The organism is Psychrobacter sp. AH5 (assembly GCF_040371085.1).
In the GTDB taxonomy this organism is placed as follows: Bacteria; Pseudomonadota; Gammaproteobacteria; order Pseudomonadales; family Moraxellaceae; genus Psychrobacter.
Genome location: NZ_JAMBMT010000001.1, coordinates 1,345,449 through 1,365,167 on the forward strand (window position 1 = coordinate 1,345,449; position 19,719 = coordinate 1,365,167).

Below are 19,719 nucleotides of genomic sequence, written 5' to 3' on the forward strand. Positions count from 1 at the left end.
TATGGTCAATCGCATTATTTTTTGTCAAACTCAACCGCTTCGTCTTCGGTATAAGCATCATTATTATAGCCATCATAAGCGTAGTCATAGCGCGCATAGCGAGCCTGCTCAAGGCGCTCGGTTTGTTTGCGCTGCTCGCTTAACCAAGCATTGCCATCGATAGCGGGCTTGGCATTGGCGCCAAAGGATTGCTCTAATAATGGCGTCAAAGCGCTGCTCGCAAAGCTGCGCCGATCATAACGTATCTCATTGACCACGGTAGTATTGGAGCCCATCAAATCGCCACCGATAGTGATGCGCTGCTGCTTGGCTAATAGCTCATCTGAGCTATCAAGATAATAGTAATTGACTTGATTAAAAGAGATAGGCACTACCGCTTCAATGAGCTGTAATAACGCGCCGACATCCGCGCTTTGATAGCCTTTATTATAAATCTCAACCTTAGCTATTGCTTTTTTTAGCAGCGCCTCATCTGGGTATTGGCTAGGATTGGCATCGACATATTGCTGTAGCGATTGGCTCATATATTTGAGCATTTTACCGATGATCTCGCCGGTTTGTTTACTACCAAAATAGACTTTAACCGCGCGAGAAGCGCCTACTTCTTTAGCAAAGCTATCCTCCCTAATATCAACCGCGCTAAAATGCTCAGGCGCTAATTCTGCTAGGCTTGCCTGCATAGCATTGATGGCGGCGTCACAGATAACGGTGGAGGGGATTTGCGCGGTAATGGCTTCTGGCAAGCCAAAATCGACAGTATGCGCTGTCATCTGTACCGGAGTATTCTCAGGATTGGCTAAAGCCACTATCGGCATAATAGCCGCCGGATCTACGGTCACTTTACTGTTACTAAAATCAAGTGCTATCGGCAGCTGCACTGATGAGCTAATAGTAGGCGCAGCATAGTCGTAGCTATAGACACTGTTGAACTGGCGCTGTTTTGGCAGATAGTGACTGACACTATTAAAGGTTAAGTATTGGTACTGATAAGCGTTGGCAGCAGCGACTTGCTCAGGGATCTTATGCAGCATACCCAAAATTAGGCTTATAGCGCCGGGTGTCTGTCTAGCAAATGGGTTGGCAGATTGCTCAGTTGAATTTTTCTTGCTTTGCTTGGCCGCTTGCATGGCTTCATAGTCTGCAAGTAGCTGTTTGGGATTATTATCGGCTATAAGCTCACGAATGCTATTATCGCTGCCGTCGCTTTCATAACCCTCGTCATAATCCTCTAGATACTCCCCCTCTCTATCATAACCATAATAGTCATAACCGGCGCTGTCATACCCCTCTTTATCAAAGCCATCATAGTCATAACCGCTTCGATCAAAGCCTTGTTCATCATAGCCATCACTATCGTAGCCCTCACTATCATAGTCATAACCGTCTTTGCTATACGCAACTTCAAAGGCGCTATCCTCCTCTTCAACCACTACCACTTCTTCGGCAGCATCTACCTCCTCATCCCACTGGGTTCTCTCAGCGTACTCAGCATACTGCACACCAGGATTATCTTCATCTTCAATCCAGAGCGTATCGGCTTGTTGTTGCCTATCACTATAATCACTATAATCATTGTCATCATAATCGTCATAGTCGTCGTCATAATCATAGTCGCTTGCAGTGTCGCTATTTTCTTTATTTTCGCGGTAAGCATAGACCTCAAGGATAGTTCTCAGTAGGCCAGTCGAGCCGGCGTCAATACTATCGGCGTCAATAAAAGGCACGGCGTTATAATTAGCCTTTGCTACCGCGACATGCTCAGCGGCCAGATGCTGACGAATAGCGCTCAGCAAATGGCGTTTGGCTTGGCTATCACTATTAGGATAGCTATTTTGATCAAATAATTGCTGATAACGCTTATCACTGGCTTTTAGGCTTTTATTAAAGGCCTCACTTTGCGCTTGCATAGCAGCGGGATTGGCGACAGTGAAGTCAATAAGTGCGGAGCGATTGGTCGGTTTGGATAGAGCGTTATTAGACTGACAAGCAGATAACACGATTACCCCGCCTAACATCAAGCTATAACTAGCTACGGTCTGCCAGTAGCGCGTGATGAGAGGTTTTTTGACAATAGTGCTTTTGGCATTAGCTCTTTTAGCAGTAGGGTTTCGCACTGTCAAAGCTGATAGAGATGAGGGCTTATGAGTATGGTCGACGCTTTTATTAGTGCTAGCGTGATTAATAGGGGCAGATGACATAAAGTTTCCCTTTTCGTTCTCAAAATAGCGAGGCTAAGTGTATTAGCGTTTGACTGATTGGTAGCACAAAAGATTACACGGCAGTAATATATAGACAAGTTTAGAGGATAACGACTGAGAAGGTAAACATTTTTTTATTTAAAATGATTAACCATTTCTTTTAAAGCCTTATTGAGGCATAATTTTGCTTGAGCTACTGTTTATGTTATTTATTATCACAGGTCACCTTTTGGGAATTATCATTCCCGTCTTTATCTTCAAAGATATCAAGCTAATACCAACCGAGTTTGCTGGCACCGCTCCGGTTTATTTAGGCTTACTTGTTTTGTGGCTCTTTGTCGAATACCAGCTTTATCGCAGCCGCAAATATGGAGTGATTTATTTTCGCGGCACTATTGATGAGTCTGACGAGGTTAAATTCAACAGCTGTCAGTTTGCTTATGCAGTTCAAGGCGGAGCTTTTATGATGGTTTTATTACAAAATACCTTTTAGAACCTTTAGTTAATCCTAAAGCTTAGGGGGTGTAATAAAAGAGCGGTTGCTAGTCGGCGCTTTTAGCATTACCATCTTTGCATACTATCTAAACTTCTGTACGTTACATTGCTAATATTCTCTACCGTAAAAAGGACTTTACGATGCTAAAACCAAACCTCGCTGCTGAGCAAAAAAACAATAATAAAACCACTGTAAAGGCGGCTATGTTGTTAATGAGTAGCAGCTTCTTGCTCTCCATCTGCGCTCATGCCGCGCCGCTAAGCATTTCTAATCCAACTGCTAATGACACTACCGTCAATAATGCTGTTGTCAATAACACCTCTATCAATACGAGCGCTATTAATTTAGCGATTATGACTCAGACGCCAACGCTAGTATCTGAGACCCAGCGCATTACGGTTGCTAATTCTAATCGCTTAAACTCTTTAGCAAAACCCCCTATCCTCACCAATGCCGATACCACCAAAGCTGAGCAAGCTATTTATTCTAACGATGCCATCGTTCATCCGCTATGGGCCAAGAATGGTATGGTCGCAAGCCAAGAGGCGCTAGCATCGAATATTGGTCTGCAAATCCTCAAAGACGGCGGCAATGCCGTTGATGCGGCGGTTGCCGTTGGCTTCGCTCTAGCGGTGACTTTGCCGCGTGCCGGCAATATCGGCGGCGGCGGTTTTATGATGATTTATGATGCCAAGCAAGACAAAACCATCGCGCTTGACTACCGCGAAAAAGCGCCGAGTAGCGCCACCCGTGATATGTACTTAGGTGCTGATGGCGAAGCGGTGAGCGACCTATCGCGCTATCATGGCCTCGCCGTTGGCGTACCTGGCACCGTAGCAGGATTGCTCAAAGCGTTGGAGGATCATGGCACCATGACGCGCGAGCAAGTGCTGGCACCCGCGATTTCGCTTGCCACTGATGGTATCGAGGTTACCGCAGGTTTGTCTGAATCGTTAGATGCTTTAAAAGATCGTATGCAAAAGTGGCCAAGTACCAAAAAGATATTCTTTAAGGCCGATGGTAGCAGCTATCAGCCCGGTGAGCGTTTACGGCAGCCTGAGCTTGCGCAGTCCTTACAACTGATAGCCGATAAAGGCGCTGATGGGTTTTATAAAGGCGAGACGGCAGCTAAATTGGTCAAGGCGGTCAATGACGCTGGCGGTAATATGAGCTTACAAGACTTGGCTAATTATGAAGCGATTGCACGCCAGCCGGTTAAAGGCAATTATCGTGGTTACGAGATTGTCTCTATGCCGCCGCCGTCCTCGGGCGGTATTCATATTGTGCAAATTTTGAATATCTTAGAAGGTTATCCGCTAAAAGACTATGGTCAAAATAGCGCGCAAACCATTCACTTAATGAGCGAGGCTATGCAATTGGCTTATGCCGATCGCGCCGAATATTTGGGTGATGCCGACTTTATCGATGTGCCAACTAGCGGACTGACCGCGCAAGCTTATGCCAATAAATTACGCAATCTCATCGATCCTAACAAGGCCACACCAGCCGCTACCGTCAAAGCCAATAATCCGCTGCCCTTTGAGAGCGATCAAACCACCCACTTCTCTATCGTTGATAAAGCTGGCAATGCAGTAGCCAATACTTATACGCTAAACTTCTCTTATGGCACCGGTCTGGTCGCTGAAGGCACGGGGATACTGCTCAATAATGAGATGGATGATTTCTCAGCCAAACCTGGCACCCCCAATGCTTATGGCCTCATCGGCGGTGATGCCAATAGCGTTGAGGCTAATAAACGCCCGCTGTCTTCAATGAGTCCAACTTTGGTGTTCAAGGACAGTAAGCCTTATATCGTCACCGGTAGCCCGGGCGGCAGCCGTATTATTACCACGGTGACGCAAATTATCTCAAACGTCATTGACCACGATATGAATATCGCTGAGGCGACTCATGCGCCGCGTATCCATGACCAATGGCTGCCCGATGAGATACGCGTTGAAAAAGCCCTCAATATCGATACGGTCAAAAAGCTTGAATCCATGGGTCATAAAGTCAGCCCAAAAGAGGCGATGGGCTCGACGCAGTCTATTATGCTCACACCAAACGGCATTTATGGCGCGTCCGATCCGCGTATTGTCGATGCGGCAGTGGTTGGCTATTAAGTTATGTATTGAATAAACAATGAGAGTCTATTCATTTAGCTAAGGAGAGCGGTGTGATTGAAAACAAAAGACTTGATAAGGCGGCGCTGGTGACTATGTTTCGCGCCTTTATCGAGCCTGAATATGTGATCAGTGATGAAGAAACCCAAAAACCTTTTGAGTGTGATGGCTTGTCTGTGTATTGTGATATGCCGCTGCTAGTGGTGTTGCCAAATACCGTTGAGCAGGTACAAGAAGTCATGCGTATCTGCCATCGTTATCAGATTCCAGTAGTAGCTCGCGGCGCTGGCACTGGCCTTTGCGCTGGAGCCATGCCCAATCCTGATGGCGTGTTATTAGTCCTGTCGCGCTTTAAACATATCCTTGATATAAATCCTTTAGCGCGTACAGCGCGTTTGCAGCCTGGCGTGCGTAACTTAGCCATTAGCGAGGCGGCGGCTGTACATGGCTTGTATTATGGCCCCGATCCCTCCTCGCAGATTGCTTGTACCATAGGCGGCAACGTCGCTGAAAACTCCGGCGGTGTACACTGCCTCAAATACGGGCTGACCACTCATAACTTATTAAAAGTCGAGATGGTAACCGTCGAAGGAGAGCTGATCAGTATTGGTAGCGAGGGGCTTGATAGTAACGGTATTGATCTGATGGCCTTGATAACGGGGTCTGAGGGATTGTTAGGGGTGGTCACTGAGGTGATGGTGAAATTACTCCCTAGTCCCGAAAAAGCGCAAGTTATTATGGCAGGGTTTGATAACGTTCAGACCGCAGGGGACGCTGTAGGCGCCATCATTGCCAAAGGCATTATCCCAGCAGGGCTTGAGATGATGGACAGCTACGCCATTGTAGCGGCCGAAGCCTTTGCGCAAGCCGGTTATCCCACTGAGGCCAAAGCGCTGCTACTTTGTGAATTAGATGGCACGGCGGCTGAGGTGCAAGAGCAAATCGTCGAAGTTGAACGGCTTTTTGCCCAATTAGGCGCCACTTCAACTCGAGTCTCGCAAAGCGAGGCCGAGCGCGCTTTATTATGGAAAGGTCGTAAGTCGGCTTTTCCAGCAGTAGGCCGAATATCGCCAGATTATTATTGCATGGACGGCACTATTCCTCGCGGCCAGCTAGCGCATGTATTGACTGAGATGCAAAAGCTCTCGGAGCATTATGACCTGCGGGTGGCTAATGTCTTTCATGCCGGAGACGGTAATTTGCATCCCCTGATTTTGTTTGATGCTAATAAGCCAGGTCAGCTTGAAAAGACTGAGGAATTTGGCGCTCGTATTTTAGAGCTTTGTGTCAAAGTGGGCGGCTGTATCACTGGTGAGCACGGCGTTGGTGTCGAAAAAATCCGTCAAATGACAGTACAGTTTAATGAGCAAGAGTTACGCCAATTTCATGCCATTAAGTTCGCTTTTGATGCTAATGGTACGCTCAATCCGGGTAAAGGTATTCCTGTGTTAAAGAACTGTCAAGAATACCGCTCGCTTGACAAGATAATGGACGATTCAGTGCGTCAGCCACTACAGCAGGGAGCACCCGCATGAAGGACATCAGTCATGAGCTAATCGAACAAGTCAAACAAGCAGGACTTGAGGGCAGAAAATTACAAATAGTGGGCGGTGGTAGCAAAGATTTTATGGGCCGCAAACCTACAGGCACTCCCCTTAATATGGCTGAGCATAGCGGTATTGTCAGTTATGAGCCAATTGAGCTGGTATTGAGCGCACGTGCTGGCACGCCGCTAACCCAGATTAACGCTGCTTTGAGCGAGCATAATCAAAGGCTGGCTTTTGAGCCGCCGTTATTTGACGGTCAAGCCACCTTAGGCGGTACTTTAGCCTGTCATTTGTCAGGGCCAGGACGTCCTTGGCATGGTTCGATAAGAGATCATGTCTTGGGTATACGCCTAATTAATGGCCGCGGCGAAGAGCTACGCTTTGGCGGTCAGGTAATGAAAAACGTCGCCGGCTACGATGTCTCAAGAATGCAGGCCGGAGCGATGGGGACTTTAGGCGTGATTAGCGAAGTCAGCCTAAAAGTCATGCCCAAACCAGCGGCTACCCTAACTCTTAGCTATGAAATGGAGGCGGCGCAGGCTATCCAAGAGATGAACCGTTTGGCAGGGCTTCCCAATCCTTTGACCGCCGCTTGTTGGTTTGAAGGTCAGCTTTATCTGCGTCTGAGCGGCGCGCGCAGTGCCGTTGATAGCACCGCCAAACAGTGGCAAGGTGTGGTCGTAGAAGACTCAGAGACTCTATGGACACAGCTACGCGAGCAGCAGTTAGATTACTTTGCTACTCAAGCGCCTTTGTGGCGTTTCTCGGTAAATAGTAATGCAGAGCACCTATTGCCAGATGAGAATTGGCTAATCGATTGGGGCGGCAGTCAACGCTGGCTGCGCGGCGATTTTGAACCCAAATCGCTAGAAGCTCTCGCTAATCGCATGGGTGGTCAAGTCAGCCTTTATCGCGGCGGCGATCGATCACAAGAGGTGTTTCATACTCAGCCTCAGCCGCTACGTCAATTGCATCAACGGCTCAAACATGCCTTTGATCCGCTAAATATCTTCAACCCCGGTCGCCTCTATAGCTGGATGTAGTAATAGCTTTATAACCGCTATCTGCGCGTGATAGGTGATACCTGCACGTGCCAGCTAAAAGCAATAGGAAAACCTTATGCGTACCCAAATTAATGTAAAGTATCTGGATCATCCAGAGATTAAGGAAGCCGATTCTATCTTACGCAGCTGCGTACACTGCGGCTTTTGTAATGCCACCTGTCCCACTTATCAACAATTAGGCGATGAAAGAGATGGCCCACGTGGACGTATTTATCTAGTCAAGCAGCTACTTGAGACAGCAGAGATCAGCGAGAAATCCCAAACTCATTTAGATCGGTGCCTGACCTGTCGAAGCTGCGAAACCACTTGTCCCTCTGGTGTAAAATACGGCCGCTTAGCTGAAATAGGCCGCGGCATCATGGAGGAGCAATTACCAAGACCATTGCAGCAAAGGATGCTACGCTGGTTATTACGCCATATCTTGCCCTATCCCAATCGCTTTGGACCTTTGTTACGCTTAGGCCAGATGTTTCGAGCGTTTTTGCCTAGAGATTTAAAGCAGCAAGTGCCACTCAAACAAGTTAAGCGTCCTTTGCCGTCTCAGCAGCACCCGCGGCGTATGCTAGTATTAGCCGGATGCGCGCAGCCCTCTGCTACTCCAAACACTAATATCGTAGCAGCTCGAGTGCTGGATAAACTAGGCGTTAGCTTATTTGCTGCTCCTGAAGCCGGATGCTGCGGAGCTGTCAGCTATCATATGCCCGCCCATGAAGAGGGGCTTATGTTCATGCGCCGCAACATTGATGCTTGGTGGCCGTATATCGAAGATGGCATAGAAGCTATTGTCATTAGCGCCTCAGGCTGTGGCTCAATGGTCAAGGAGTACGGCGAAAAACTAAAACATGATCCTGCTTATGCCGTCAAGGCCAAGCGCATCAGCGAGCTGGCCTGTGATCTTGGTGAGGTATTGGTTAAGGAGGATCTCAGTCAGCTACAATTACAAGATAAACAGCGCAAAACAGCGGTACATTGTCCCTGCTCATTACAACATGCGCAAAAGCTTAGCGGTTTAGTTGAGCAGATTTTGCAGCAAGCGGGTGTTGAGCTTACGCCTACTAAAGATAAGCATTTATGCTGCGGCTCGGCTGGAACTTATTCCCTACTACAGCCTGAGCTTAGCCAGCAACTATTAACCAATAAGCTGGCGGACTTGACGATTGGTAATCCTGAGCAAATAGTGACCGCTAACATTGGTTGCCAGCTACACTTAGGTAGCCGATCAAGTGTACCGGTGAAACACTGGATTGAGTTATTGGATCCGCAGTAGTCAAGCTAGCTTATTTAAGCTTTTATAAGCCCAAAGTAACCTCTTATTAGCTTAAAGAATTATTCTACTATGAACAGTCAGTCTTTATAGTAATTACATAAAGGCTGACGTTAGGTTAGTGACACATCAACACCTTTGACCTGTCTATTATTCTATTATTCCTTGATAACTAATCTATAAGCCCTCCTTGAAAACATAGCCGTCAACGCCAAACAATGCTATCATTAACGGCTAGATTTGATACAGCCAAAGACTGTATTTGGACAATTCTAGCGATTAACCCTCTCACCTTAAACGCTTGATAATAAATGATTTATTTTATATGGATTATTTATTATCAGTCATCAGCAAGAGCACTCTATGGCATTTGTACACCTCGGCATTCATAGCGAATATTCCATCACTGACTCTATCGTGCGTATCAAGCCGCTAATCAAAGCGGCGGCGGCGGATAATCAGCGCGCGCTTGCTTTGACTGACTTATCTAACCTTTATGCCACGGTGAAGTTTTATCGTGCCTGTCTAAATGCTGGCATCAAGCCGATTATCGGTAGCGAGATTATCATGGATAATGAAGACTCGCGCTTAGTGTTACTAGCGATGAATAATGAGGGCTATCAAAATGTCACTCGTATCGTCTCGCTTGGCTTTACCAAAGGCCGCGCAGATCCGGCCAATCATGGCACCCCTATTGTGAGTCGTAGCGATATCCTAGAGCATGCCGCTGGCGTGTTAGTACTATTTACCGAAAAATCTGACGTTGGCCAAGCGCTAGTCGGCTCTATGCCAGAGCGCGCTGATGAATTGATTACTGAATGGCAAGACAAGTTTGCCGATCGCTTGTACTTCGCGGTCAAGCGCACCAATCGCAGCGGTGAAGACGCGTTTATTGCCGCCGCTATTCATGCCGGCGCTAAGCACCATATTCCTTTGGTAGCTCATAACGATGTGCGCTTTTTGCAGCAAGAGGATTTTGATGCGCACGAAGCTCGCGTTTGTATTGCTGGCTCTTATGTCTTAGCTGATGCCAATCGTCCGCGCCATTACTCTGAGGAGCAATATCTAAAAACCCAAGCACAGATGGCAGCGCTATTTGCTGATATTCCACAAGTCGTTGATAACACTATGCGCTTGGCAACGCGCTGTAACGTCACTTTGACGCTTGGCATTAACGTGCTGCCAGAGTTTCCTGTACCTGAAGGCGAGACCATTGAGTCGTTTTTTCGCGCAGAATCACAGCGCGGTCTGACGCAGCGTTTAGACAAGCTGTTTCCTGTCGATAAACGCGGCGCTAATTGGCCAACTATTCAGCAAAAGTATGATGAGCGCTTGGAGTACGAGTTAGAAGTTATCCTATCGATGGGTTTCCCCGGTTACTTCTTGATCGTTATGGACTTTATCCGCTGGGCCAAGGCCAATGGCGTACCAGTTGGTCCTGGTCGGGGTTCTGGTGCTGGCTCTTTGGTCGCTTATGCGCTCAATATTACCGATCTCGATCCTATTCATTATGATCTACTTTTTGAGCGCTTCTTAAACCCTGAGCGGGTATCCATGCCTGACTTTGATATTGACTTTTGTATCGAGGGCCGCGATAGAGTGATTGATTATGTCGCGCAAACTTATGGCCGTGAGGCGGTCTCGCAAATCATCACCTTTGGTACTATGGCAGCAAAGGCGGTGGTGCGCGATGTGGCGCGAGTACAAAGCAAATCTTACTTTTTAGCCAATAAAATCTCTAAGCTTATTCCAAAGACGCCTGGCATTACCCTTAGCCAAGCGCTAGAGCAAGAGCCGCAGCTCAAAGACCTCATCTCCAACCCTGATAATATGGATTATGAAGACGCCATTGAGATCTGGGAGATGGCGATCAAATTAGAAGGCGTTTGTCGTAACGTGGGCAAACACGCAGGTGGAGTGTTAATCGCTCCCCATAAAATTACTGATTTTAGCGCGATTTATTGTGATGATGAAGGTCACCGCGTCAGTCAATTCGATAAGGACGATGTCGAAGATGTGGGCCTGGTGAAGTTTGACTTTTTGGGTTTGCGTAACTTAACGGTCATCGATGCTGCGGTCAAAAACATTAACGAGCGCCGCGCGCGTGAAGGCAAAGAGGCCTTGGTCTTAGAAGACTTACCGCTAGATGACAGCAAAGCCTATAAACTACTGCAAGATGCCAAGACCACCGCGGTGTTTCAGTTAGAGAGTATGGGTATGAAAAAATACCTAGCCAAACTGCAACCCACCAACATCGAAGACGTCATCGCGATGTGCGCGCTTTATCGCCCCGGCCCACTCGATGCAGGTATGGTGGAGATGTATATCGACCGTAAGCATGGCCGCGAGGAAGTCATCTACGATCATCCCAACCTTGAGCCGATCCTTGAGAACACCAATGGCGTTATCGTCTATCAAGAACAAGTAATGCAAATCTCGCAGGTGATGGCCGGTTATAGCCTTGGCGGCGCGGATATGCTACGCCGAGCTATGGGTAAAAAGAAACCGGAGGAGATGGCTAAGCAGCGTGATATTTTTGTCACTGGAGCCACTGCGCAAGGCATTGATGAAGTCACCTCAGGCGGGGTATTTGACTTGATGGAGAAGTTTGCTGGTTACGGTTTTAACCGCTCGCATTCTGCCGCCTACGGGGTTTTGGCTTATCAGACCGCTTATCTTAAGCAATATTATCCAAGCGAATTTATGGCAGCGGTCTTAACCTCAGATATGAACAACACCGACAACGTAGTGTTCTTTATCAATGATTGCCGTGAGAATTTTAATTTAACGGTGGTCAACCCTTCGGTTAATAAAAGCGAATGGCATTTTGTTGCCGATACTCCAACCAATATCATTTACGGCCTAGGCGCGATCAAAGGCGTCGGTGAAGGCGCGGTTGAGTCTATTGTGGAGGCGCGCCGCACGGGTGGCCCATTTAAAGATTTATACGACTTTTGTCGCCGCGTCGATATCAAAAAAGTCAATAAGCGTACCTTAGAAGCTTTAGTTAGCGCTGGCTGCTTTGATGATTTTGCTGCCACTTTGCGTCCTGATTTGCCTAGTGATGAGGCCTATGAGATACGCGGTGCATTGATGAGCCAATTACCAAGTGCGGTACAAGCGGCTGAGCAAGATCGCCAAAATCGTGAGATTGGCATGATGGACTTGTTTGGTGAGATGGATGGCGTGGTTGCCGCGCCGCCGCTGGTAATGACCTCTGAGCTGATTTGGGGAGATAAGCATCGCCTAAAAGCAGAAAAAAACACCTTAGGTTTGTATCTCACCGGCCATCCTATCAATGAGTATTTAGATGAATTAAAGCATTATACTTCAGGGGCAAGACTCAATAAGCTGACTGATACCGGCTATAACGGTAGCTGCTATTTTGCTGGTCTCATTATCGACATCGCTAACTTTGGTAATCGTAATGTCATTATGCTCGATGATGGTACTTCACGCTTGGAGGTTAGCTGTTATGCGGAGCGCTTTAACCGCGTCAAAGAGCAGCTAAAGGTCGATGAAGTCGTGATTATAAAAGGTAGTATTCGTGAGCGCGAAGGTCGCCTCTTTGCCCGTCTAGATAACGCCATGACTATAATCGATGCGCGTCTGCGTTGGCTCAAAAAGATCAGTATCAAGATTCATAATGAAGATCTTAAACTACTAGCGCGTCTGCAACCTTTATTAAAATCAGCACAAGCCGATATCATTCCAGCGCCCAGACTGTCTCATTATAGCGAGGATGACGAGCAAAACGACTCTGCGCAAAACTATTATGATAGTGCGATGGGCGGCAGCTTGTATGATGAGGATGGCAATGATCTTATGGCTTTAGAGAGTCATAATGGTTTTGAGAGTCAAGAGGATCATTTCACTCAAAATGATAGCGTGCTCAATGATAATTGTACCCCGCTTGGCTTAGCTATTTATGCCGATTACGGTATTGCCAATGTTGCCCTGTCAGAGCATTGGCGCGTTTATCCTAATGATGATAATCTACAGCAATTAAAAACAATAATTAGTGAAGAGGATTTGCACTTTCACTACAGCTAGCATTGTGTTTATAGGTTATATATAACTCTCTTTCGATGCTTTATACTTGGGCAGCTTGCCTTTAACAAGCATCCTACCCCTATTGGATTTTTTATGATGACTAATGCTGAATATAAAAATTTTGATAACCTTGGCGACAACCTTAGTCGTTTTACTACCGATAATAATGACGATATCTCCATCATAGACGAGGCACAGTTTGAAGAGATGCGCGAGTTGTTAGAAGAGGATTTTGCTGATTTATTGCAGACTTTTATTGACGATAGCAAGCAGCGTATTGTGATGATGAAAGCTGCGCAAGCTAATAACGATAATGCTAATGGCTTTGAGTTTTCTCATGCTCTAAAAGGCGCTAGCGCTACTCTAGGAGCAACGCAGTTAGTAGTGCTTAGTGAACAGCTCGAGGAGGCTTGCCGTATGCAAGAGGTTGGTGAACAAAACCACCTTATTGAGCAGATATCAATAGCGCTACAAAAGGTTGAAAAAGAGATTAACCAGCGTCTAGAGCTATAAGAGTGATAATGAATAGTATGAATAATCATCCTACGCCGAGTCGCTCCAAAAGTATTTTGAGCGCCAAGCCCCCCTTTAACATCAGCGATTATCTAAATTGTTTACAAGTCGTCATGGTCAACACCACCTTGCCGGCCAATATCGGTTCGGCGGCAAGGGCCATGCATACGATGGGGCTATCGCATCTGACGGTCGTTGATCCCAAGCTGCCCATTGATGACACTAGCGTCTCACACGCCGCTGGTGGCAATGACATTTTAGCCGCTGCCAAAATTACCGCGACTTTGGCAGAAACCGTTAGCAATTGCCAGTTGGTATTTGCTGCCAGCAGCCGTAGTCGTCATCTACCGCGCCCTGTCGTGAACCCTACGCAAGCGGCGAAAATCATGCTCGATTTTATCGATACTCAAAATAGCCTTAGCACCGAATCTAAGCACTCAGCCGCAACTCCCCCTAACATAGCTATCATTTTTGGCCGTGAAGATCGTGGCCTGACTAATGAAGAGCTGGCTTTTGCCGACTACCATATTCAAATCGATGCCAATCCTGATTATCCGGTACTCAATGTCGCCTCCGCAGTGCAAGTAATCGCCAGCTTTATTTTCGCTTATGCACAAACCCATCAAGCTAGCGTTATTGAAAAAAGCAAGATAGATGAAAGCAAGATGGATAAAAATAGCATCGAGCAAAGCAATAATGATAATGATAATGATGAGAAATTAGCAGCGCCACTGCTCAATACTTATATTCGCCAGCAGTGGGATGAGCCTGCCATTACTCAGCAGCAGTTGCAGCAGCTGACTCAGCGAGTCACCGATTTGATGGTGGCGCGTAATCTGGCAGATAGTGAGCATTTACGCGCTCTGCCAACACGCCTATCTAGGTTAGGCTCGCGTCTACAGCTCGACCAAAAAGAGTATCAGCTGCTCAGCGCCTTGATTGCCAAGCTAATAAAAGATTAGCTTAATGTTAGAGAGATAAATCGATCTTAGCGTCCCTACTTTTGTATCCCTCGACGGCGGCTGATATACTGCCGCAGACTATAGTTATGACTTACCATAACCTACCAACAACCTATAAATGGAGTTACTTATGAAATGGACAGTATATTTATCGGGCGAGATTCACACCGATTGGCGCGAAAAGATTATGCAAGGCGCTAAACAGCACGGCCTTGATATTGAGTTCACCTCTGCGGTGACTGATCACGAAGCGAGCGATGCGGCCGGTGATCTATTGGGCGAAAATGACAATCAATTTTGGCGTGATCATCAGTCGTCTAAAGTAAATGCCATTCGTACCAAAAATCTAATCCAAAAATGCGATATCGCTATCATTCGCTTTGGTGATAAATACAAGCAGTGGAACGCAGCCTTTGATGCTGGTTACTGCTCAGCTTTAGGTAAGCCCTACATCACTCTACACAGTGATGATGTTATTCATCCGCTAAAAGAAGTCGATGCCGCCGCAATGGCTTGGGCGCAAACCCCCGAACAAGTGGTTGAGCTACTAAAATACACCACTAGCGGCAGCTAAACTTTAAAGAGTGAGTGTTAAGCGCAGCCTATATGGCTTTATCATCTGCTTATAAGTTGCCTTTGCAGATAAGCAGCTAACTCTATTTATGAGTTTGCTGTTATTTATAGCTCATAGCTATATTTTATGCTACAAAGCTGCTATAACTAAAAACTACCACCCAGCACTTAACTTTAGTACTGTAAACCAAATACGATAGGACGCGTTATGCCATCGCCAGCTACCCTACTAAAATCGCTTAATACCATAAAAAAAGACCTCAAAGAAGATATCGATGCGGTGTTCAAACGCGATCCTGCCGCCCGTAATAGTCTAGAGGTGATCCTTACCTATCCTGGTATTCACGCTTTGATACTGCACCGCGGTGCTCATTACTTATGGAATCATGAGCAAAAACTAGCGGCGCGGGTGATTTCTTACGGCTCGCGTATTATTACTGGTATTGAGATTCATCCGGCAGCCAAAATCGGTAGACGTTTTTTTATCGATCATGGTGTCGGCGTAGTGATTGGGGAGACGGCTGAGATTGGCGATGATGTCACCTTATATCATGGCGTGACTCTAGGCGGCGTCTCACAAGACAATGGCAAACGCCATCCTACCTTGGAGGACGGCGTCACCGTTGGCGCAGGAGCCAAAGTATTAGGGCCCTTTGCCGTCGGTAAAAACGCCAAGATCGGCTCAAATGCTGTCGTAGTCAAGCCCGTCCCTGCTAATGCCACCATGGTCGGCAGCGCCGCGCGCATGATCTCTGAGTATCATGACGAAAAAGGCAATCCTATCGTCGCAAAAATTAACGACTCTAAGCAACAAGAAAAAGCGGCCAAAGGTACTATTACTAGCTCTGATTCTGGTACTGGCTCTGATAAAGAACAACCAAAAACCGCTCAGCAAGATAGCGCTAATAACACTACTGCCAGCTCAGCCCGCGATACCGCCTTCCAAGCTTATGGTATTGACCCCTCTTCACAAGATCCAGTTGCCGAAGCTTTTGCCAAAATGCTAGAGCACATTCAGCAGTCCGAGACTCGCTTAGATCAACTACAAGCCGCTATGTGCAAGCTTGATCCTGAGTTTTGTCAAAAAGAGTATGACAAGCTGTGCTTAGAAGACATTGACGTTATTGATCAAAACGATGTCAATCAAGCGGATACTACAAACAAATAATAAATATCTAAGCTCCTCCTAGTCCTCTTTCTATAAGATAAATTAGAAAGAGGAGTTGGGCTCTTTTAAAAACTCTACTTCCTCAGTGCTAGACACTCGTCCTAATATCTTATTGCGATGCGGATAACGTCCAAATCGATCTATAATCACTTTATGTTTTATCTCAGCATTTACTGTCTCTAAATTTGTATAGCTTTTAAATAACGCTAAGGCTTGTTCGTGGATAAGCTTAGACTCGCTATGCATATAGGGCATCAATAAAAACTTACGCTCCTCCACCGTTTTTAGCTGCTGCAAATCATTAACAGCTACTGCCTGTTGCGCTAACACTAACGCCATGCCGTCTTGAGCAAAAGCTGCTCGACTATCACGGTAGATATTTCGCGAAAACTGATCTAGCACTATTATTTCAGCCAAACGTCCATTCGTGCTAGTGCGCCAACTGTATAGCTCAGCGGCGGCCGCTTGCTTTAGTACTTCGCCAAAACGCTCTTGCAGTAATTTATCAAAGTCTAAGTCTTTTTCAAAAAACTGCTGACTGCCGACTTCATCAAAACAAAACTCTAATATCTGTTTATAAGTAGTATCGGTGTTATACATAACTATCCTCTAAATAAATTCCATCGATGCGCGTAATGTTATCTACTATTATGATAAGGGCGTAGTATTGTATCCCTATACTACAAGTCTTTAAGCTTCATTACTGAAAGGCTGCTAATAATGGCCTATAGTAGTTGATTCATATTTTACTTTTTATCCAATAACCCTTTTTTATTCAAAACCTCATAATTATAACGATTAGGAGATATCATGGCACGCTTACAAAACAAAGTAATCATTATCACTGGAGCCGCTCAAGGTATGGGTGAGACTCATGCTCGAGTTTGTATTGCTGAGGGCGCAAAAGTAGTATTAACCGATATCAACAGCGAAAAAGGCGCAGCACTAGCCAAAGAGCTTGGTGATCATGCTTTATTTATCAAGCAAGATGTCACTAGCGAAGCCGATTGGAGCGAGGTTATTAGACAGAGCGAAGCTAAGTTTGGTCAAATTGACGTGTTAGTGAATAATGCTGGCATTACCACACATAAGTCTATCTTAGAGACTTCTTTGGAGGATTACCGCAGAATCCTTGAGATTAATCAAGTGTCAGTATTTTTGGGTATGAAAGCAGTCATCCCTTTGATGAAACAAGCCAAGCAAGGCTCGATTATCAATATCTCATCGATTAACGGTTTAGTGGGCGGCGCTATTGGCTATACCGACTCCAAGTTTGCGGTACGCGGCATGACTAAAGCGGCCGCTCTTGAATGCGCCCCGCATGGTATTCGCGTCAACTCTATTCATCCAGGTGTTATCGCCACGCCGATGATTATGCAAGGCGATACTAAAGATGCGGTAGAAGCTTTTGCTAAGACTATTCCAATGAAACGCGTGGCTGAGGCCCAAGAAGTTAGTAACATGGTATTGTTTTTGGCCTCGGATGATTCGAGCTATTCAACCGGTTCAGAGTTTATCGTTGATGGTGGCTTGACGGCGCAGTAACTGCTGGATTAGTTGATTTCTATTATTCCTCTCTACAAAAGAGCTAGGTTTTTACGCTAGCTTTTTTTTGCAACTCTTTTAAGCCAACTCTTTCATGCTCTGCCAAAGGTAAACGCTCTGCTACGATAACCCATTTATTTTTATTATTGCTTAGGCTATTTGCTTGATCTTTTAACTTTACCATTAGTATATCGATATCCATACTCACCCTGGCAATTGCTACTGGTTTGCTTGAGATTTTTGACTTTTGCGCACGTTCTCTAGCACATTCGTCCTCTAAATTTTTACAAAACATCTGTAACTGAGCCAAAGTCATCCCTTTACTCAAAGCTAAATAAACACTTTGATTAATATAATCCGGCTTTGGCTGCTCAGCGGTGGCGGTGATATCAGGGTTTTTTAAGGCGCTAGATAGGGCTATCTGCCCTAGCTCAGCCAAGCGTTCACGTACGTGCGGTAAATAGTAGTCCGCTTGATAATTACTGCCTAACGCTAATAATACCGCACTAATAGTCTGCCCTTGCAGCTGAGCAAAAGGTAGCCTTGCTAAGCTCTCTAGCTGCAAATCAGCCAAGTTTTTATTGCTCATTAGTTTCATTATCGGTGGTTTTATCATCATTTTTTGCCAAGCGGGTAATTTGTACCCCAACCGCGTTTGCCTCTTTGATAGCTGTCGGCTTAGCCACGCTTAATATCACTTTTTGACAATGGTATTTTGCTAATAATTTCTCGGCAATTTGTTCGGCTAAATGCTCAAGCAGTTTTGCTTTGATGTCTTTACACAAATGACTGACATCGTCGCAGACTTCTTTGTAGCTCAAAGCGTCCTTGACATCATCTGACAGCGCCGCTTTACTAATATCAGTCTCTAGCGCGATATCGATTAATATAGGCTGAGTGATGGCGCGCTCCCAGTCAAACACGCCAATGACCGCCTCAACGGTTAAGCCTTTTACAAATACTACATCCGCTTCACTATTGAACATCCGGTTATCCTTGATTGACGTTTTTCATAATAGGTCGATTTTAACTACATTTAACCACTGCTATTTGCTGTGCTAAAGACTAAAGCGGCAACCTACCAGACTGCTCGTCCTCATTAAGATGATTAAATAACAGTGTTGCTCATTTATGTTTTTTAAGGGAGCTAACTAGCTATCTGTTGCTCTCTTAACGCTTGCATTTTTAGCATCTTGCTAGGACGATGTCGCCATAGATCGATACTAAATAAGAGCAGACCGAGCCAAATCAGCCCAAACACTGCCAAACGATGTAGATCAAAAGGCTCTTTATAATAAAATACTGCTAATAAGAAAATAAAGGTCGGCGTTAAGTAATTCATAAAGCTTAGAATACTATAAGCGACCAATTTGGTAGATTTATTAAATAGCAATAGCGGTATCAACGTAATTGGTCCTGCTAGCATTAATAGCCAAATATTGGAGGTAAACCAAAAGCTAATCTGGGAACTCACCACGTCTGCCTGCCAAAACCACCAGACACATACTGGCACTAACATCGCCGTCTCGACAAACATCGCATCGACCGCAGTTAGCGGCGTTTGTCGTTGAATAGTGCCATAAGTGCTAAAGCTAAAAGCCAATATTAGCGATATCCAAGGCAGACTGCCGAGCATAACGACCTGAATGAGCACTGATACCAAGGCAAAACCAATCGCCACCCATTGTAGTGGCCGCATACGCTCTTTGAATAAAATCATCGACAGCGCAACCCCGACTAGCGGCCCAATAAAGTAGCCAAGGCTCGCCTCTAATATCTGATCGCTATTGACCGCCCAAACGTAGGTGAGCCAGTTAGTGGCAATGATAATACCCGATACAAAGGTTAGTGCTATCCATCTTGGGTTTTTTTTGAGAACCTCAATCCACTGCCAGCGCTTAGTAGCGACTAATACCACTAGCAGGCATACAAACGTCCAGATAATACGGTGGCCGATGATTTCGGTGGCGTTATACTCACTTAATTGCTTAAAGTATAGCGGAAAAGCGCCCCAAATACAGAACGCTATCAGCGCGGTGATGATACCGCGCCGAGTGGTTTGCACCGCGGCTACTGGTTTTTTTAGCACATTTTGGGTAGTCATAATACAAGACAACTTATTAGCATAAAACACATTTTTTGAATATAAAACAGTAACGGCTAAAGTAGAAAAGCAATGCGTCGATGCCAAAAGCACATCGACCCATTGCTTG

Annotated in this window: 16 protein-coding genes; 11 read left to right on the plus strand and 5 right to left on the minus strand. The window is 45.8% G+C overall.

The features are described 5' to 3' along the window. Positions 1 to 14: 14 nt before the first annotated feature. On the minus strand, positions 15 to 2,198 hold the full coding sequence (locus M0N77_RS05605) for a hypothetical protein (protein WP_353104266.1): 2,184 nt from the start codon (positions 2,196 to 2,198) through the stop codon (positions 15 to 17). A 202-nt stretch (positions 2,199 to 2,400) separates the two neighbouring features. Between M0N77_RS05605 and M0N77_RS05610 the strand changes: the two genes are divergently transcribed. From M0N77_RS05610 to cysE, 10 genes are all read left to right on the plus strand, one after another. Beyond that, positions 2,401 to 2,691, plus strand: a complete 291-nt coding sequence (locus M0N77_RS05610) for a hypothetical protein (RefSeq protein ID WP_353104267.1) — start codon at positions 2,401 to 2,403, stop codon at positions 2,689 to 2,691. Positions 2,692 to 2,834: 143 nt separating this feature from the next. Then, the gene (gene ggt / locus M0N77_RS05615; protein ID WP_353104268.1) at positions 2,835 to 4,817 is read left to right on the plus strand and encodes a gamma-glutamyltransferase; all 1,983 of its coding nucleotides are present in this window, start codon (positions 2,835 to 2,837) and stop codon (positions 4,815 to 4,817) included. A 53-nt stretch (positions 4,818 to 4,870) separates the two neighbouring features. Beyond that, positions 4,871 to 6,352 carry an FAD-linked oxidase C-terminal domain-containing protein gene (locus M0N77_RS05620; RefSeq protein ID WP_353104269.1) on the plus strand — a complete coding sequence of 494 codons (1,482 nt, stop codon included), beginning with the start codon at positions 4,871 to 4,873 and terminating at the stop codon, positions 6,350 to 6,352. Continuing rightward, positions 6,349 to 7,407 (plus strand): glycolate oxidase subunit GlcE, encoded by a 1,059-nt coding sequence (gene glcE / locus M0N77_RS05625; RefSeq protein ID WP_353104270.1) that lies wholly within the window; start codon positions 6,349 to 6,351, stop codon positions 7,405 to 7,407. The genes M0N77_RS05620 and glcE overlap by 4 nt, the downstream gene beginning before the upstream one ends. 76 nt (positions 7,408 to 7,483) lie before the next feature. Next, positions 7,484 to 8,695: a glycolate oxidase subunit GlcF gene (glcF, locus tag M0N77_RS05630; RefSeq protein WP_353104271.1), complete on the plus strand. Its 1,212-nt coding sequence runs from the start codon at positions 7,484 to 7,486 to the stop codon at positions 8,693 to 8,695. Positions 8,696 to 9,055: 360 nt separating this feature from the next. Further along, complete coding sequence (gene dnaE / locus M0N77_RS05635; protein WP_353104272.1) at positions 9,056 to 12,745, plus strand: DNA polymerase III subunit alpha; 3,690 nt, start codon at positions 9,056 to 9,058, stop codon at positions 12,743 to 12,745. 93 nt (positions 12,746 to 12,838) lie between these two features. Then, a complete protein-coding gene (locus tag M0N77_RS05640) occupies positions 12,839 to 13,258 on the plus strand; it encodes an Hpt domain-containing protein (RefSeq protein ID WP_353104273.1) in 420 nt (139 codons plus the stop codon). A 113-nt stretch (positions 13,259 to 13,371) separates the two neighbouring features. Further along, positions 13,372 to 14,220 carry an RNA methyltransferase gene (locus M0N77_RS05645; RefSeq protein WP_371834219.1) on the plus strand — a complete coding sequence of 283 codons (849 nt, stop codon included), beginning with the start codon at positions 13,372 to 13,374 and terminating at the stop codon, positions 14,218 to 14,220. Positions 14,221 to 14,350: 130 nt separating this feature from the next. Further along, the gene (locus tag M0N77_RS05650) at positions 14,351 to 14,794 is read left to right on the plus strand and encodes a YtoQ family protein (RefSeq protein WP_353104274.1); all 444 of its coding nucleotides are present in this window, start codon (positions 14,351 to 14,353) and stop codon (positions 14,792 to 14,794) included. Positions 14,795 to 15,001: 207 nt separating this feature from the next. Next, positions 15,002 to 15,961 (plus strand): serine O-acetyltransferase, encoded by a 960-nt coding sequence (gene cysE, locus M0N77_RS05655; protein WP_353104275.1) that lies wholly within the window; start codon positions 15,002 to 15,004, stop codon positions 15,959 to 15,961. Between the two features lie 42 nt (positions 15,962 to 16,003). Here the strand turns inward: cysE and M0N77_RS05660 are convergent, their stop codons facing one another. Beyond that, positions 16,004 to 16,561 (minus strand): DUF924 family protein, encoded by a 558-nt coding sequence (locus M0N77_RS05660; protein WP_353104276.1) that lies wholly within the window; start codon positions 16,559 to 16,561, stop codon positions 16,004 to 16,006. A 210-nt stretch (positions 16,562 to 16,771) separates the two neighbouring features. On the opposite strand from M0N77_RS05660, the gene M0N77_RS05665 reads away from it, so the two are divergent. Beyond that, positions 16,772 to 17,506, plus strand: a complete 735-nt coding sequence (locus tag M0N77_RS05665) for a glucose 1-dehydrogenase (protein ID WP_353104277.1) — start codon at positions 16,772 to 16,774, stop codon at positions 17,504 to 17,506. A gap of 43 nt (positions 17,507 to 17,549) precedes the next feature. Here M0N77_RS05665 and M0N77_RS05670 read toward each other — a convergent pair whose 3' ends face one another. The 3 genes from M0N77_RS05670 to rarD all read right to left on the minus strand — a co-directional run bounded on the left by M0N77_RS05670 (position 17,550) and on the right by rarD (position 19,610). Next, positions 17,550 to 18,095: a 2-amino-4-hydroxy-6-hydroxymethyldihydropteridine diphosphokinase gene (locus M0N77_RS05670; RefSeq protein ID WP_353104278.1), complete on the minus strand. Its 546-nt coding sequence runs from the start codon at positions 18,093 to 18,095 to the stop codon at positions 17,550 to 17,552. After that, a complete protein-coding gene (folB, locus tag M0N77_RS05675; RefSeq protein WP_353104279.1) occupies positions 18,085 to 18,492 on the minus strand; it encodes a dihydroneopterin aldolase in 408 nt (135 codons plus the stop codon). The genes M0N77_RS05670 and folB overlap by 11 nt, the downstream gene beginning before the upstream one ends. Positions 18,493 to 18,653: 161 nt before the next feature. Further along, positions 18,654 to 19,610, minus strand: coding sequence for an EamA family transporter RarD (rarD, locus tag M0N77_RS05680; RefSeq protein WP_353105580.1), 957 nt, complete (start codon positions 19,608 to 19,610; stop codon positions 18,654 to 18,656). Positions 19,611 to 19,719 lie beyond the last annotated feature (109 nt).